A 14,431-nucleotide genomic window follows, 5' to 3' on the forward strand; every position below is an offset into this window, starting at 1 on the left:
CAGGCAACAACGGCGAACGCGGACGTCCGGCCGAGGGCGAGGGCGAGGGCGAGGGTGCGGGTGTTCGTGCCGGCGTGCGGGATCTGCCCGGAAGCAAGGCCCTGGCAAGGCACCGACCATGACGGCGAGGCTGGCCGCGCTCATACGGAGGCCGCGGACGAGGAGGACGGCAGCGAGGGCGAGGCCGTTGGCGACGCCGACGGCGAACGGGAGGGTGCCCAGGGCGGTCGGCAGGACGCTGGTCAGCACGACCGGGCGGGGGCCGAGCCGGTCGGTGAGGCCGTCGCCGGCGCGGGCCGGCGGGGAGCCGGCGCCCTGGGGCGGCAGCAGCAGGCGGGTGGCGACAACGCCCTCGCCCGAACGACCGGACACGCGCGGCCGGTCGGCGGAGGCGCACGACCTGGACCCGACCACGTTCGGGTGCGCACGCTGCTGAAACGGGCTGTCGAGCCCGGCGAGATCCCCACCCCCGACCTGCCCGCCCGCGTCGTCGCCGTCCCCGCGGACCTCCTGCGGTACGAGATGCCGCTGTCCACCGAGCCGGTCACTGGCCAGGCGCTGACCGCGATCGTCGACGACGTCTTCCTCCCCCGCGTACGCCAAGAGGCCCGCACCTTCGGGGGAGACGGTGCGGGCCTCTGAACGCGCTGCTGGTTACCGGGACTGCTGCGCCGGCACCCCACGCGAGATCGGCTCGTCCTCGGTCGGCGAACCGGCGGCGGCCACCGCGGCGCCCGTGAGCGTCGCGAGCATCTCGCGGACGTTCGTCAGCTGGGCGTTGATCGAGTCGCGGCGGTTGGTCAGCGCCGCGAGCTCACGCTCGGATTCCGAACGGATGCGGTCGGCCTTGGCGTTGGCGTCGGCCACGATGTCCTCGGCCTGGCGCTGGGCCGTCTCCACCGTCTGGCGGGCACGGCGCTCGGCGTCGGTGCGCAGCTTCTCCGCCTCCAGGCGCAGCTGCTCCGCGCGGTGCTCGATCTCCGCGAGGCGCTTCTCGGCCTTCTGCTGACGCGAGGCCAGGTCGCGCTCGGACTGCTCGCGGCGCTTGGCGAGGTTCGTCTCGAAGTCCGCGGCGGCCTGCGCGGCCTTGGCGCGGGTCTCCTCGAAGAGGGCGTCGGCCTCCTCGCGCTTGGACTGCGCGTCCTTCTGGGCCTCGGCGCGCAGCTGCGAGGCGTCACTCTTGGCCTTCTCGACGATCCGGACGCCCTCGTCCTCGGCCTTGGCCTTGCGCTCCGCCGCGAACGATTCTGCGTCGTTGCGGACCTGCTGGGCGGCCGACTCGGCGAGCTCGCGGTGCTGCTCCGCCGCGCGCCGGGCCTCCTCGCGCAGATCCTTGGCCTCTTCTTCGGCGAGACGGAGGATCTTCTCGACACGCGCGCCGAGACCGGCGTAGGACGGCTCGGCGTCGCTCACGGCGGCCTGGGCGTTCTGCGTTTCGAGGTGGAGCTCCTCGATGCGCTTTTCCAGAGCGGTGATGCGGGCGAGAGCGCTGTCACGGTCGGAGACGAGCTTGGAGATCCGTTCGTCCACCTGAGCGCGGTCGTACCCACGCCGCACAAGCTCGAAGCCGTAGGGGGAAGTGTCGCTCATGGGGTTCCTGTCGAATGAGACCGGTGAGGTGATAGAGGGAATCCTAGGGGCCGTAGCGGCGTGTCATCGAGCGGATGCGTGTTTGATCTGGAAAATGACACCCCTTTTGGGTGGCTAACCGGCAGGCGGCTTGCCAAAGACTTGGTCAAAGGCCTCAGAAGACACCGAAACCGCCCTCGCCCGCTAGCCGTCCGAGGACTTGCCACCCGAACGGGGGGCGCCGACGGTGGCGCCGGCCTTGACCGCACCGTCCTTGCCCGCCGACGGGGCCTCGAAAGACTCCAACGCTTCCAGCACGTCCTGGACACGGGAGATCTCGGCGTTGATGTCCTCGCGCCGGCGCACCAGGATCTCCAGCTCGCGCTTTCCTTCCTCGACCGTGCGCTTGGCCTCGCGGATCGCCTCCGCCTTCAGCTCCTCGGCCTCCTTCACGAGGGCCGCCTTCTTCTGCTCGGCCTCCTTCAGGAGCCCCTCGGCCTTCTTGACCGCGGCGATACGGACCTTGCCCGCCTCGGAGTTGGCCTCCGAGACCAGCTCCTTGGCCTTCGCCTGCGCCTTGGCCAGCTGCTCCTCGGCGGCCTTGATGAGCGCGTCGCAGCGGTCGCCGGTCGACTTCATCGTCTCGGCCGCCTCGCGCCGGGCCCGCTCGTGCAGCTCCTCGATCTCGCCCGTGATGCGGTCGCGCAGCTCCTCCGCCCGCTCCCTTATGGCGGTCGCGTCCCGGCGGGCGCCGACGAGCAACTCGTCCGCGTCCGTACGTGCCTTCTCCACCAGCGAGTTGCCCTCGACCGTCGCCTCCGACACCAGCCGGTCGGCCTCCTTGCGGGCCGCGCCCACCATGCGGTCGGCCTGCGCCTCGGCGTCGGCGGTGGTCTGGTGGGCCTGCTGCTGGGCCTCGGTGAGCAGCTTGTCGGCCTCGGCGGTGGTCTCCGTGATGAGCTTGTCGACCTGCTCGGCCACGTCCTGGCGCCGCTTGTTGGCGTCCTTGCGGGCCTCGTCCAGGGTGCGCTCGGCCTCCTCGCGCGCGGAGTTGACCAGCCGCTCCGCCTCCGCGGCGGCCTCGGCCCGCACCCGCTCGGACTCGGCGCGGATCCGCTCGGCGTGCTGCTGGGCGGAGCCGACCGTCTCGGCGGCCTCGGCCCGCAGCCGCTCCGCGTCGCCGGTGGCGTCCGCCATCAGCTTCTCCGCCTTGGCGAGCGCCTCGGCGCGCACCCGGTCGGCCTCGGTGACGGTCTCCGTGGTCAGCCGCTCGGCCTCGTTGCGCGCCTCGGTGATGAGGGTGTCGGCCTGGGTGGCCGCGTCCGAGCGGATGCGGTTGGCGTCCTCGCGGGCGTCCGCCCGGGTGCGCGCGGCGGCCTGGTCGGCCTCGGCGATCGTGTCGGAGGCCTCCGTACGCACCCGCTGGGCGTGCTCGGCCGCCTCCGACCGCAGCCGCTCCGCCTCCGCGATCGCCTCCGAGACCGTGCGCTCCGCAAGGGCCTTGGCGGCCTCCGACTCCTCCCGCGACTCGCGCCGGACGCGGTTGGCGTCCTCGGTGGCCCGCTCCCGCTCGGCGTAGGCGTCGGCGCGGACCCGGTCCGCCTCCTCCTCCGCCTCCCGCCGGGTACGGTCCGCGGCGTGCTCGGCGGCGCTGCGCAGCCCGGCGATCTCCTCCTGGGCCTGCTCGTGCAGCCCGGCCACCGAGTCCCGTACCTGCTGGGCGTGCTGCTCGGCCGCCGACACCATCTCGTTCGCGCGCCGGTCGGCCTCCTCGACCAGCCGGACCGCCTCGGCCTGTGCCTCCTCGACCCGGTTGCGGGCGGAGGCCAGCAGCTCCTCGCTCTGCTCGCGGGCCCGCTCGCGCTCCTGGTCGGCCTCGGCCCGCGCGGCACCGAGGAGTTCCTCGGCCTCGCGCCGGCGCCGGGCGGCCTCCTCCTGTGCGGCAGCCAGCGTCTCCGACGCCTCCGCGCCCAGCCGCTCGGCGGCGGCCAGCGCCTCAGCCCGCACCCGGTCGGCGGTGTCCTGCGCCTCCGTCTTCAGCCGCTCGGCCTCGGCCGCGGCCTCCGAACGCAGCCGTACGGCGATGGCCTCGCCCTCGGCCCGGGAGGCGGACGCGTCCGACGCGGCCTCGTCGCGCAGCCGCTCGGCCTCCGCCTCGGCCTGCTGCTGAAGGGTGCGGATCCGCTCGGCGGCCTCCGTGCGCAGCCGCTCGGTCTCCTCGGCGGCCTCACGCCGGATGCGGGAGGCCTCCTCGCGGGCCTCCGACAGCGCCCGCTCGGCGGCGGCCAGGCGCTCCTCGGCCTCCGTGTGCAGCCGCGTCAGCTCCTCGGCGGCCTCCGCACGACGCGCCTCTATGGCCCGCTCGGTCTCCTCGCGCAGCTCGCGGGCGGCCCGCTCGGCGTCCGCCTTGATGCCCGCGGCCTGCTCGACGACCTCCTCGCGGTGCCGTTCGGCCTCCTGCCGGGTGCGCTGGAGGGTCTCCTCGGCCTGCCGGCGCAGCGTGGTCGCCCGCTCGATGGCCTCGGTGCGGACCTTCTCGCTGTCCGTGGTGGCCTTCTGGCGCAGCTCGTCCGCGTCCGCCTTGGCCTTGGACAGCAGCTCCTCGGCGGTCTTGGCCGCCTCCTCGATCTGCTGGACGGCCTCCTTGCGGGCCTCCGCGCGGATCTTCTCGCCCTCGGCGACCGCGTCGGCGCGCAGCTGCTCGGCCTCGCCGCGCAGCCGGCGGGCCTCCTCCTGCAGCTCGACCGTCTTGGCGCGGTACTCCTTGGTGTCGTCCTTCGCCGCGCCCTTGAGCTGCTCGGCGATGTCGTGCGCCTCGGCCCGCAGCCGGTCCGCCTCGGCCTCGGCCTCCCGGCGGATCCGCTCGGCCTCCTCGGCGGCGGCCTTGGTGGTGTTCTGCGCGTCCTGCTGGGCCTTGTTGAGGACGTCCTCGGCGGTCTTGGCCGCCTTCGACAGCTGGGTGGCGCTCTCCTCGGCGGTGATCGTCCGGGCCTTCTCGGCGGCCTCGGCGAGCAGCTTCTCCGCCTCGGAGCGGGCGTCGGCGATGACCTGCTCGGCCTCCGCCTTCGTCGCCTCCGCCTCCTTGGTGGCCTCCTCGACCAGCCGGGCGACCTGCTCCTTGGCCGTGCGCGTGCGCTGCTCGTTGGCGCTCTCGGCGCCGGCGAGGGCCTTGGCGGCGGTCTCCTTCGCCTCGGCCATCAGCTTCTCGGCCTCGGACTGCGCCTTGCGCAGCGCCTCCTCGGCCTCGGCCATGCGCTGCTCGGCGGCCCGGCTCAGCTCCTGGGCCTGGCGGCGGGCCGCGTCCGACTCGCTGACCGTGGAGCTGCGCAGCTGCTCGGCGTGGTCGGTGGCCTCCTGGGCCTGCGTGGAGGCCGCGTTGAGCAGCCGCTCGGCGTCCGCGCGGGCCCGGCGCAGGATCTGCTCGGCCTCGGCGCGGGCCGACTCGGCCTCGCTCTGCAACCGCTGCCGGGCCTCGCTGGTGAGCCGCTCGGCCTCGGCACGGGCGGCCGCCATGGCCTGCTCGGCCTCGGCCCGGGACTCCTCCAGCAGCCGGCGGGCCTGCGACTCGGTGCGGGCGCGCAGCTGCTCCGCCCACGCCACGTTCTCGTTGACGTGCGACTCGACGGTCTGGCGGCGCTCGGCCAGCTCCTGGTCGAGCTGCTGGCGCCGGGTGACGGCCTCCTGGTGCAGCTCCGCCTGCAGCCGCGCGGCCTGCTCCGCGTGCTCCTGCAGGATGCGCTGGGTCTGCGCCCGGGCGTTGCTCAGCTCCCGCTCCGCCTCCTGGCGCAGCTGGTCGGCCTGGATCTGCGCGTTGCGCAGCAACTGCTCGGCCTGGTAGCCGATGTCGCCGCCGCCGAAGTCGGGCCGGGACATGATGGTGCGGCGCGCCTCGTGCAGCTTGGCGCGCAGCACCTCGACCTGGTAGCCGAGGTCCTCGGCGTGCTGGATCGCCTTTTCCCGCTCGGTCTTCAGCCGCTTCATCTCGGCTTCGAACCGAGTGAGGTGGTCGACGTCAGCCGCCGGCTCTCGCTCCTGGCTCTCGTAGCCCCGCACTGCGCGGTCCCATCCGTCCCCTGGTCGCAGGTCTCTCCGAGCTCCGTCCATCCTCCGGACGGGGCCCCCGGGGAATGGTGTCAGATCAACGGCGGAGCAAGGGCTGCTGCCCCGACGCTCGCCCCCCGAAACCCGGACCCCGGCATGCGGCCACCCCGCATCGGGAGGCGACCGCCCCCAACCCTACCGGCCCATATGTACGGGGGTCAGTGCTCAGGTGACTCAACAGGCGCCGAAGTGACCAGTTCTGTCAGTACACCGTGGCAATCCTTGGGGTGCAGGAAGGTGATCCGTGACCCCATGGAGCCACGTCGCGGCTCTTCGTACAGCACGCGGACGCCCTTGTCCTTGATGTCGGCCGCGTCCGCGTCGACGTCCGCGGTGCCGAAGGCGATGTGGTGGACGCCCTCGCCGTTCTTGTCGAGCCACTTGGCGACGGTCGAGTCCGGCCGGGTCGGCTCCAGGAGCTGCAGGTAGGACGCCCCGCCGTCGGAGGTGTCGTTGATCTTGAGCATGGCCTCGCGGACGCCCTGCTCCTCGTTGACCTCGGAGTGGAACACCTCGAAGCCGTACGTGGCCCGGTAGAACTCGACGGTCTTGTCGAGATCGAAGCAGGCGATTCCGATGTGGTCGATTCGCGTCAGCATGTTGTTAGTGCAGCGCTCCCGGGATGGTTACGCAACGTGCCAGCGATCACACCGACGGCTTGGTGACGGCACGGAGTGCCACTCAGTACATTCGAAGTAAACCCTCGTTCACTCCTCGGCTGCTTCAGCCGGTAAGGGGATCGCAGCTCATGTCTTCGTCCACGAACAGCTCTGTGATCGTCGCGGGCGCGCGTACGCCCATGGGACGGTTGCTGGGCTCGCTGAAGTCCTTCTCCGGAGCCGACCTCGGCGGCTTCGCGATCAAGGCCGCCCTCGACCGTGCGGGGATCGGTGGCGACCAGGTGCAGTACGTCATCATGGGCCAGGTGCTCCAGGCCGGGGCAGGGCAGATCCCGGCACGCCAGGCCGCCGTCAAGGCGGGCATCCCGATGAACGTCCCGGCGCTCACCGTCAACAAGGTGTGCCTGTCCGGCCTCGACGCCATCGCGCTCGCCGACCAGCTCATCCGCGCCGGCGAGTTCGACGTGATCGTCGCCGGCGGCCAGGAGTCCATGACCAACGCCCCGCACCTGCTGCCGAAGTCCCGCGAGGGCTTCAAGTACGGCGCGATCGAGATGCTCGACGCGATGGCGTACGACGGCCTGACCGACCCGTGGGAGAACATCCCCATGGGCGAGTCGACCGAGAAGCACAACACCCGGCTGGGCATCAAGCGCCCCGAGCAGGACGAGATCGCCGCACTGTCCCACCAGCGCGCGGCGGCCGCCCAGAAGAACGGCGTCTTCGAGGCCGAGATCACGCCCGTCGAGATCCCGCAGCGCAAGGGCGAGCCGGTCGTCTTCAGCAAGGACGAGGGCATCCGCGGCGACACCACGGTGGAGTCCCTGGGCAAGCTGCGCCCGGCGTTCACCAAGGACGGCACCATCACGGCCGGCACCTCCTCGCAGATCTCGGACGGTGCGGCGGCCGTGGTCGTGATGAGCAAGGCCAAGGCGCAGGAGCTGGGCCTGGAGTGGATCGCGGAGATCGGCGCCCACGGCAACGTGGCCGGGCCGGACAACAGCCTCCAGTCGCAGCCGTCCAACGCCATCCTGCACGCCCTGAAGAAGGAGGGCCTGGAGGTCGAGGACCTGGACCTGATCGAGATCAACGAGGCCTTCGCGGCCGTCGCGGTCCAGTCAATGAAGGACCTCGGAGTGTCCACGGAAAAGGTGAACGTCAACGGCGGTGCCATCGCCCTGGGCCACCCCATCGGCATGTCCGGCGCCCGGCTCGTGCTGCACCTGGCCCTGGAGCTCAGGCGCCGGGGCGGCGGCGTCGGCGCGGCCGCGCTGTGCGGCGGCGGCGGTCAGGGTGACGCGCTGATCGTGCGGGTACCCAAGGCCTGAGCCCCTTTTTTCCGTACGCACCTCTCTGAACGGACCTGAACGGAGCTGTGATGCAGGACGTCTCCACGCTGGTGGCCCAGGCCAGGGAAGGCCGGCCGCGGGCCGTGGCCCGGCTGATCTCCTTGGTCGAGGGGGCGTCCCCGCAGCTCCGGGAGGTCATGGAGACGCTCGCCCCGCTGACGGGCAACGCGTACGTGGTCGGCCTGACCGGCTCGCCCGGCGTCGGCAAGTCCACGTCCACCTCCGCGCTGGTCACCGCGTACCGCAAGCAGGGCAGGCGGGTCGGCGTCCTGGCCGTCGACCCGTCCTCGCCCTTCTCCGGCGGTGCCCTGCTCGGCGACCGCGTCCGGATGTCGGAGCACGCCTCCGACCCGGGCGTCTACATCCGCTCGATGGCGACCCGCGGCCACCTGGGCGGCCTCGCCTGGGCGGCGCCGCAGGCGATCCGCGTGCTGGACGCGGCCGGCTGCGACGTGATCCTGGTCGAGACGGTCGGCGTCGGCCAGTCGGAGGTCGAGATCGCCTCCCAGGCCGACACCTCCGTCGTCCTGCTCGCCCCGGGCATGGGCGACGGCATCCAGGCGGCCAAGGCGGGCATCCTGGAGATCGGCGACGTGTACGTCGTCAACAAGGCCGACCGCGACGGCGCCGACGCCACCGCCCGCGAGCTCAACCACATGCTGGGTCTGGGCGAGTCCCGCGGTCCCGGCGACTGGCGGCCCCCGATCGTCAAGACGGTCGCCGCGCGCGCCGAGGGCGTCGACGAGGTGGTGGAGGCCCTGGAGAAGCACCGCGCGTGGATGGAGGAGCGCGGGGTCCTCGCCGAGCGCCGGCTGGCGCGGGCGGCCCGCGAGGTCGAGACGATCGCCGTCACGGCCCTGCGCGAACGCATCGGCGACCTGCACGGCGACCGCCGGCTGAGCGCGCTGGCGGAGCGGATCGTGGGCGGCGAGCTGGACCCCTACCGCGCGGCGGACGAACTGGTGGCGGGCCTGACGCAGGGCTGAGGCGCGGTAATTCCGTCGTGAACTGCCCGGCGCCGCTGCTACGTTGACCCGCATGTACCTCCTCATGGCATAGGGCACGCCCCGCCCGCGCCGGCCGCGCACCCGGCCGACGCGGCGATCAGGCGTCCCCTTTTCCGCCCTGAGCCGAGGAACTCCCGTGTCGTCCACGTCTGCCGGCCGGCCGTCCTACGCCGCCGTCCTCCGTCTCCCGCACGCCCGCCGCACCTTCGCCGCCGCCCTGCTCGGCAGGCTGTCGTACGGCGTCGTCCCGCTGTCCGCGATGCTCGCCGTGACCCGCTCCACCGGGTCCTACGCGGTGGCGGGCACCGTCGCCGCGCTGTTCGGCGGCACCAGCGTCTTCCTGACGCCCGCGCGGGCGTCGCTCATCGACCGGTACGGGCCGCGCCGGGCGCTCGCCCCGATGGCCGCCGCCCACACCGTGCTGCTGGCGCTGCTGACGGCGCTTGCCTGGCGTCCGGGCGCCGCCTCGCCGCTCGCCCTGGACGCCGTCGCGGCCCTCGCGGGCGCCTGCACGCCGCCGCTGGGGCCGACCATGCGGGCGGTCTGGTCCCGGCTCGCCCCGGACCGTGCGCTGCTGCAGCGCGCGTACGGCCTGGACGGGGTCGCCGAGGAACTCCTCTTCGTCACCGGGCCGTTGCTGGTCGGAACGCTGGTGGGCGTCGCCCCGCCGGCGGCCGGCATCGCCTTCGGCGCGTGCCTGATGGCCGCGGGGACGGCGGGCTTCGTGGGCTCGCCCGCCGTGCGCGCGACGGGGCCGGCCGAGAGGGACGTACAGCAGCGCGTGAACCGCCCGAAGCAGCCCTCGGGTGTGCTGCGCCGGACCGTGCAGCCCGTCGTCGCGGTCACCGGCGTCGGACTGGCCGTCGGCGCGGTCGAGCTGGTGGTCGTGGCCTTCGCCGGGCAGCGGCACTACGGCGACGACGCCGCAGCCTGGACCCTGGCGGCCCTGTCGGCGGGCAGCGCCCTCGGAGGTCTGCTGCACGGGGCCGTCGCCTGGCGCCCGGCCGCCCGTGTGCGGTTGCCGTTCGCCGTGGCGGGCCTCGGACTGGCACTGCTCGGCGCCGGGCTCGCCGACGGGCTCGGCACGCTCGCCGTCGCCCTCGCGGCCGCCGGGTTCTTCGTCGCGCCGGCGCTGACCACCGCCTACCTGGCGGCGGACGAGGCGGTCGCCGCCGGGGCGCGGGTGCGGGCCGGGGCCTGGGTCAACACGGGCGTCAACGCGGGGATGACGGCCGGTGCGGCCGGAGCCGGGGTCCTGGTGGGCGGGCTGCCGACGGCCCTGTGCTTCGCGGTGGCCGGCGCGCTCGCCCTGCTGACGGCGTCGGCCACGGTGCGGGGCGCCCTGCGGCACCCGGTGCCGGACCGGGCCGGCGAGGCGCCCGCACCCTCGGCTCCCTAGGGACGCCCCCGCTGGCCCCGCAGGTGTTCCGCGATGGGCTTGAGGGCCTTGTCGAGTTCCGACAGGGCCTCGGGGGAGAGCAGGTCGATGAAGTGCCTCCGCACGGACGCCACATGGTGGGGCGCGACCTTCTTCATCGTCTCCATGCCGTGCTCGGTGAGGACCGCGTAGAGCCCGCGCCGGTCGGACTCGCAGTTCTCGCGCCGGACCAGGTCCGCGTTCTCCATCCGGGTGATCTGATGGGACAGGCGGCTCTTGGACTGGAGGGTGGCGGACGCGAGGTCGCTCATCCGCATCCGCACGTCCTCCGACTCGGAGAGGTTCACCAGGATCTCGTAGTCGTTCATCGTCAGGCCGAACGGCTGCAGATCCTTTTCGAGCTGGTACGTCAACAGCTTGTTGACCTCCAGGTGGGTGCGCCAGGCGCACTGCTCCGCATCGGTCAGCCAGCGCGTGGCCGTCTCGGTCTCCATGAATGAAGTCTACCTAAAATGTTGAAAGGCGAACTAGTGAGGGTGGTGTGACTGCGCGCACGCGTTCGACGTCACACTCCGCAGACTACCGCTCACAGCCCGAAGCGACGCTGGAGGTCCCCCAGCTGTCCGGGAAGGCGCGGTGCGCCCCCCTGCTGTGAAGGGCCTGTGAACGGACCCCCCTGGCCGGGTACGCCGGGCTCCTGCGCAACCGCCCCCGTGGCCTGCTCGGCCATGAGGGTCTCGGTCGACTGGAGCAGCACCGTGCCCGCTCCCACGAACTCGAACTGATGCTCCTCTCCGGAGGCCCCGCCGAGGCCCGTCATCGCACGTAGGCCCCCCATTACGCCCGTCAGGTACCCGTGGTCGTAGTGGTGGCACGGCGAGGGGCAGTCGGCCCAGCCCACCAGTGCCTGCGGGTCCACCCGGACCGGGGGTTCCATGAACACCACCGGGCCGTTGGACGCGGCCACGAACTTTCCGGTTCCGATGAGGGTGAGGAAGCCCGGCACGATCGATTGCTTGAGCGACAGACTTGGCTGAAAAGCGAGCAGGTTGCCCGAGCGAATGGTCAGGTTGCCGTCGTCGAGGTCGTAGGAGTTGACGTCGAAGGCCCGGTCGGCGAGGAGCATCTTGCCCGAGCCCTCCGCCACGACCCAGTCGCTCGCGTGCAGAGGCGAATGAAAGGACGTACGGACAAGTCGGTCGAGTCGGCCGTGCCCGATGCCGTTGAAATCGATCGCACCGTAGTAGGCGATCATCTTCCCCTTCTGCAGGAACCACTGGCTCCCCTTGAGCTCGACGCAGAAGGTGTACTTGTTCACGTTGTCGTCGACCGGCAGCGTCATCGGGTCGTACACGGTGGGGCCGCCGGCGCCCGGGTAGGTGGTCACAGCTTCTCCTCCGACGCCTGGACGTACACCGCACCGCTGCCGCTGAGCTCCAGCTGGAACGCCTCCCCGGAACCCCGGCCCACCATGTCCCGCCAGCCCAGCGCGGCGGAGAGCTTGTTGCGGACGTCGCCGTGGTGGGCGACGTAGGCCTGCGGGTCGACGTGGACGGGGCGGCCCGGGGTGATCGGGACCTCGAAGACGCCGCCGTGCGCCATCACCGCCACCGCGCCGTGGCCCGTGAGGGTGGTGGTGAACAGGCCCTGGCCGGTGACCTGGCCGCGCACCATGCCCATCACCCCGCCCTGCGCACCCATGAACATCGTGCCCTGCTGGAGCGTGCCCTCGAAGGCCAGCAGTCGGTCCGCCTCCACGTACAGGGTGTCGCCGGTGAGGTTGATGACGTGGACGTGGTGGCCGCCGTGCCCGAAGAAGACCGTGCCGCTGCCCTCGACGGTCATCAGGGGCGTCGCCTCGTTCGCCACCCGGCGCCCGATCATCGACATCAGCCCGCCCTGGCCGCCCTGGACGTTCGGGGTGAAGGACACCTCGCCCTTGTAGGCGAGCATGGCGCCGCGCTGGCTGAACAGCCGCTGCCCCGGCAGGACGGTCGCCTCCACCATCTTGGAGTTGATCTCGCGCAGCGCCATGTCACACATCCCCCGCGATCGTGTTGCGCTCGCTCGGCTGTACGTACACCAGCCCGTCCCCCTCGAACCGGATCTGGAACGCCTCGCCGCCGCCCTCGCCGAGGAAGGTGCGGAACGTCACACCGGACTGGAACGACTGGCGGACGTTGCCCTGGTGGGCGATGTAGGCGCCCGGGTCGACGATCAGCGGGTACTGCGGGCTCACCCGGAGCACCACCGCGGGGCCGTCCGAGGTGATCGCCGCCTGTCCGTGCCCCTCGACGGTGGTCGTGAACAGCCCGTTGCCCTGCGAGGCGCCGCGCAGTCCGGTGAAGGTCGTCCCGGTCCGCAGGCCGGCGTCGGTCGCGAGCAGGTTGCTCGACTCGACGTACAGCTTGTCGCCCTGGAGCCGGACGAGGTTGATCTCACTGGCGCGGTCGGCGAACCAGCACGTGCCCTGCCCCCGCACCTCCATCACGGTCATCTGCTCGCCGGTCAGCCGCCGCGTCACCATCCCGCGCAGTCCCTCGCCGCCGCCGCTCAGCTTCTTGAACGCCATCTGTCCGTCGTACGCGACCATCGAGCCGTTCTTCGCCTTCACGGCGTCCCCGGTCATCTCGACGGCGAGCACCTTGCTGCCTTGAAGTCGGAACATCGCCACGCCTGCGAAGGTATCCGCCCCCGGCCCGGGCCGACAGGTCCCGCGGGTGGAGATCGCCCCTGACCAGACCCCTAGGGCCTCGGTCCCGCCCCGGGGACGCGGATGACCGCCTTGCCGCCCGTCAGATCGACCGTCGAGCGCGGGGGCGCGCCGTCCTCCTCGTCGTCGCGCAGCACGAGTGAGCTCTGGCGCTCCTTCAGCTCGTGCTGCTTGCCGGGGGAGAGCGCGGCGTGCAGCTGCTCGAACCCGGTCGCCGACACCTGGCCCTGGCGCCCCGCGTTCCGCCAGGGCAGGACCCCGGCCCGCCCGGCGCGCAGCAGCAGCTGGTCCACGAAGGCCAGCACCGTGAGCCCGACCACCAGCCCTGGCAGGGTCATGAAGAAGACGAACTGCATACGGACACTCTCCACCCCCGTGCGAGCGACCGGCAGCGGTTTGCCAGAATGGTTGAACGTTTGTGCTCGCGTTCACAAACCCGTCGACGTCGCTCCCACCCGAAGGTGACCCGTGGACCTCAAGACCGCCTCCGCCCTCCGCCGCCTGCGCCTCGTCTCCGCACCCGAGGCCGTCTCCTTCCTCCTGCTGCTGGTCTGCTCGGTGCTGAAGCGGACGACGGACTTCAACGCGGTGCCGGTCATGGGCATGGTGCACGGCGTCCTGTTCATCCTGTACGTGCTCTTCTGGGCCGACGCCTGGAACCGCGCCAAGTGGGACAAGAAGACGGCCGCCGTCTACTTCGTCCTCTCCGTCCTGCCCACCGGCGGCTTCTTCGCCGAGCGCAAGCTCAAGCGCGCCGCCGAGGACGAGGTCATCGCCTCCCGCGCCCGCAAGGAAGGGATCGTCAACGCATGATCGTCGCCTTCTCCGTGACGCCGCTCGGCGTCGGCGAGGACGTCGGTGAGTACGTCGCCGACGCCGTCCGGGTCGTGCGCGAGTCCGGCCTGCCCAACCGCACCGACGCGATGTTCACCTCGATCGAGGGCGACTGGGACGAGGTGATGGACGTCGTCAGGCGTGCCGTCGCCGCCGTCGAGGCGCGCGCGCCCCGCGTCTCCCTGGTCCTCAAGGCCGACATCCGCCCCGGCGTGACCGACGGACTCACCTCCAAGGTCGAGACGGTGGAGCGCCACCTGGCCGGGTAGCGCCCTCAGCCGCCCTCGCCGGACGCCAGCGCGATCCCCAGCGGCGTCCGCTCGTACAGCACCTGATGGCCGTAGCGCCGCGCGGTCAGCAGTCCGGCGTCGCGCAGCACCGTCAGATGCGCCGAGACGGAGGACGGGGCGAGGCCCAGCCGGTGGGCGAGGGCCGTGGTGGCGGCGGGCTCGTCCAGCGCGGCCAGCACGGCGGCCCGGCCGCGCCCGAGGAGCCGTACGAGCGCCTCCGGGGTCTTCGCGGCGGGCTCCGCCCACAGGCCGCCGATGCCGCGGGCCGGGTAGACCAGCGTCGGCTGCCAGGGCGGGTCGAAGGTGGAGACGACGTCCGGCCAGATGAAGACGCTCGGCATCAGCACCAGGCCCTCGCCCGCGAGCCGCCGCTCGTGCCGCAGCCGCATGTCCACGGTGAGCGTCCCGGCCTGCCAGCCGAACCGCCGGTTGATCTCCGGCAGCAGGCCGCCCAGGCCCACCTCCGCCAGCCGCCGGGAGTGGAAGGCGACGTCGGCCTCCAGCAGGGCGCGCAGCCGGGGCCAGTCCGGCTCGACCAGGGCGTGCCAGGCCGCCTCCATCGCGTCGGCG

15 protein-coding genes are annotated in these 14,431 nt (G+C 72.4%); 6 read left to right on the plus strand and 9 right to left on the minus strand.

Going from position 1 to position 14,431, the window contains the following annotated elements:
- The first annotated feature begins 420 nt into the window (after positions 1–420).
- Entirely contained in the window at positions 421–642 is a 222-nt protein-coding gene (locus ACYF6T_RS27665; protein WP_461699759.1) for a TetR/AcrR family transcriptional regulator C-terminal ligand-binding domain-containing protein, read from the plus strand.
- A 12-nt stretch (positions 643–654) separates the two neighbouring features.
- On the opposite strand, the gene ACYF6T_RS27670 is transcribed toward ACYF6T_RS27665, so the two are convergent.
- The 3 genes from ACYF6T_RS27670 to mce all read right to left on the minus strand — a co-directional run bounded on the left by ACYF6T_RS27670 (position 655) and on the right by mce (position 6,269).
- A complete protein-coding gene (locus tag ACYF6T_RS27670; protein WP_461699761.1) occupies positions 655–1,590 on the minus strand; it encodes a cellulose-binding protein in 936 nt (311 codons plus the stop codon).
- Between the two features lie 183 nt (positions 1,591–1,773).
- Positions 1,774–5,622: a polarized growth protein Scy gene (gene scy, locus ACYF6T_RS27675; RefSeq protein WP_461699762.1), complete on the minus strand. Its 3,849-nt coding sequence runs from the start codon at positions 5,620–5,622 to the stop codon at positions 1,774–1,776.
- Between the two features lie 206 nt (positions 5,623–5,828).
- The gene (gene mce / locus ACYF6T_RS27680; protein WP_126274402.1) at positions 5,829–6,269 is read right to left on the minus strand and encodes a methylmalonyl-CoA epimerase; all 441 of its coding nucleotides are present in this window, start codon (positions 6,267–6,269) and stop codon (positions 5,829–5,831) included.
- 149 nt (positions 6,270–6,418) lie between these two features.
- On the opposite strand from mce, the gene ACYF6T_RS27685 reads away from it, so the two are divergent.
- The 3 genes from ACYF6T_RS27685 to ACYF6T_RS27695 all read left to right on the plus strand — a co-directional run bounded on the left by ACYF6T_RS27685 (position 6,419) and on the right by ACYF6T_RS27695 (position 10,045).
- Positions 6,419–7,618 carry an acetyl-CoA C-acetyltransferase gene (locus tag ACYF6T_RS27685; RefSeq protein WP_461699763.1) on the plus strand — a complete coding sequence of 400 codons (1,200 nt, stop codon included), beginning with the start codon at positions 6,419–6,421 and terminating at the stop codon, positions 7,616–7,618.
- Between the two features lie 50 nt (positions 7,619–7,668).
- Positions 7,669–8,625: a methylmalonyl Co-A mutase-associated GTPase MeaB gene (gene meaB / locus ACYF6T_RS27690; RefSeq protein ID WP_249839931.1), complete on the plus strand. Its 957-nt coding sequence runs from the start codon at positions 7,669–7,671 to the stop codon at positions 8,623–8,625.
- Between the two features lie 157 nt (positions 8,626–8,782).
- Entirely contained in the window at positions 8,783–10,045 is a 1,263-nt protein-coding gene (locus ACYF6T_RS27695; RefSeq protein ID WP_461699765.1) for an MFS transporter, read from the plus strand.
- On the opposite strand, the gene ACYF6T_RS27700 is transcribed toward ACYF6T_RS27695, so the two are convergent.
- From ACYF6T_RS27700 to ACYF6T_RS27720, 5 genes are all read right to left on the minus strand, one after another.
- Positions 10,042–10,518 carry a MarR family winged helix-turn-helix transcriptional regulator gene (locus tag ACYF6T_RS27700; protein ID WP_461699767.1) on the minus strand — a complete coding sequence of 159 codons (477 nt, stop codon included), beginning with the start codon at positions 10,516–10,518 and terminating at the stop codon, positions 10,042–10,044. The two genes, ACYF6T_RS27695 and ACYF6T_RS27700, sit on opposite strands and share 4 nt — an antisense overlap.
- A 92-nt stretch (positions 10,519–10,610) precedes the next feature.
- On the minus strand, positions 10,611–11,411 hold the full coding sequence (locus tag ACYF6T_RS27705) for an AIM24 family protein (protein WP_461699768.1): 801 nt from the start codon (positions 11,409–11,411) through the stop codon (positions 10,611–10,613).
- Positions 11,408–12,058 (minus strand): AIM24 family protein, encoded by a 651-nt coding sequence (locus ACYF6T_RS27710; RefSeq protein WP_461699769.1) that lies wholly within the window; start codon positions 12,056–12,058, stop codon positions 11,408–11,410. Before ACYF6T_RS27710 ends, ACYF6T_RS27705 begins: the two co-directional genes overlap by 4 nt.
- A 1-nt stretch (position 12,059) precedes the next feature.
- The gene (locus ACYF6T_RS27715; RefSeq protein WP_461699770.1) at positions 12,060–12,692 is read right to left on the minus strand and encodes an AIM24 family protein; all 633 of its coding nucleotides are present in this window, start codon (positions 12,690–12,692) and stop codon (positions 12,060–12,062) included.
- A 77-nt stretch (positions 12,693–12,769) separates the two neighbouring features.
- Entirely contained in the window at positions 12,770–13,093 is a 324-nt protein-coding gene (locus ACYF6T_RS27720; RefSeq protein ID WP_461699771.1) for a DUF6191 domain-containing protein, read from the minus strand.
- A gap of 112 nt (positions 13,094–13,205) precedes the next feature.
- Between ACYF6T_RS27720 and ACYF6T_RS27725 the strand changes: the two genes are divergently transcribed.
- Both ACYF6T_RS27725 and ACYF6T_RS27730 read left to right on the plus strand, forming a co-directional pair.
- Complete coding sequence (locus tag ACYF6T_RS27725) at positions 13,206–13,550, plus strand: DUF3817 domain-containing protein (RefSeq protein ID WP_461699773.1); 345 nt, start codon at positions 13,206–13,208, stop codon at positions 13,548–13,550.
- The gene (locus ACYF6T_RS27730) at positions 13,547–13,840 is read left to right on the plus strand and encodes an MTH1187 family thiamine-binding protein (protein ID WP_385747837.1); all 294 of its coding nucleotides are present in this window, start codon (positions 13,547–13,549) and stop codon (positions 13,838–13,840) included. The genes ACYF6T_RS27725 and ACYF6T_RS27730 overlap by 4 nt, the downstream gene beginning before the upstream one ends.
- Positions 13,841–13,845: 5 nt before the next feature.
- On the opposite strand, the gene ACYF6T_RS27735 is transcribed toward ACYF6T_RS27730, so the two are convergent.
- Positions 13,846–14,431 (minus strand): ArsR/SmtB family transcription factor (locus tag ACYF6T_RS27735; protein ID WP_461699774.1); only part of this gene is annotated, 586 nt, incomplete at its 5' end.

This window comes from Streptomyces sp. 7R007 (genome assembly GCF_054850255.1).

Bases quoted from the DNA above. Each gene is read 5' to 3' on its own strand.
- ACYF6T_RS27670 (WP_461699761.1), bottom strand. From the start codon at position 1,590: ATGAGCGACACTTCCCCCTACGGCTTCGAGCTTGTGCGGCGTGGGTAC.
- mce (WP_126274402.1), bottom strand. From the start codon at position 6,269: ATGCTGACGCGAATCGACCACATCGGAATCGCCTGCTTCGATCTCGAC.
- ACYF6T_RS27685 (WP_461699763.1), top strand. From the start codon at position 6,419: ATGTCTTCGTCCACGAACAGCTCTGTGATCGTCGCGGGCGCGCGTACG.
- meaB (WP_249839931.1), top strand. From the start codon at position 7,669: ATGCAGGACGTCTCCACGCTGGTGGCCCAGGCCAGGGAAGGCCGGCCG.
- ACYF6T_RS27700 (WP_461699767.1), bottom strand. From the start codon at position 10,518: ATGGAGACCGAGACGGCCACGCGCTGGCTGACCGATGCGGAGCAGTGC.
- ACYF6T_RS27710 (WP_461699769.1), bottom strand. From the start codon at position 12,058: ATGGCGCTGCGCGAGATCAACTCCAAGATGGTGGAGGCGACCGTCCTG.
- ACYF6T_RS27715 (WP_461699770.1), bottom strand. From the start codon at position 12,692: ATGTTCCGACTTCAAGGCAGCAAGGTGCTCGCCGTCGAGATGACCGGG.
- ACYF6T_RS27720 (WP_461699771.1), bottom strand. From the start codon at position 13,093: ATGCAGTTCGTCTTCTTCATGACCCTGCCAGGGCTGGTGGTCGGGCTC.
- ACYF6T_RS27730 (WP_385747837.1), top strand. From the start codon at position 13,547: ATGATCGTCGCCTTCTCCGTGACGCCGCTCGGCGTCGGCGAGGACGTC.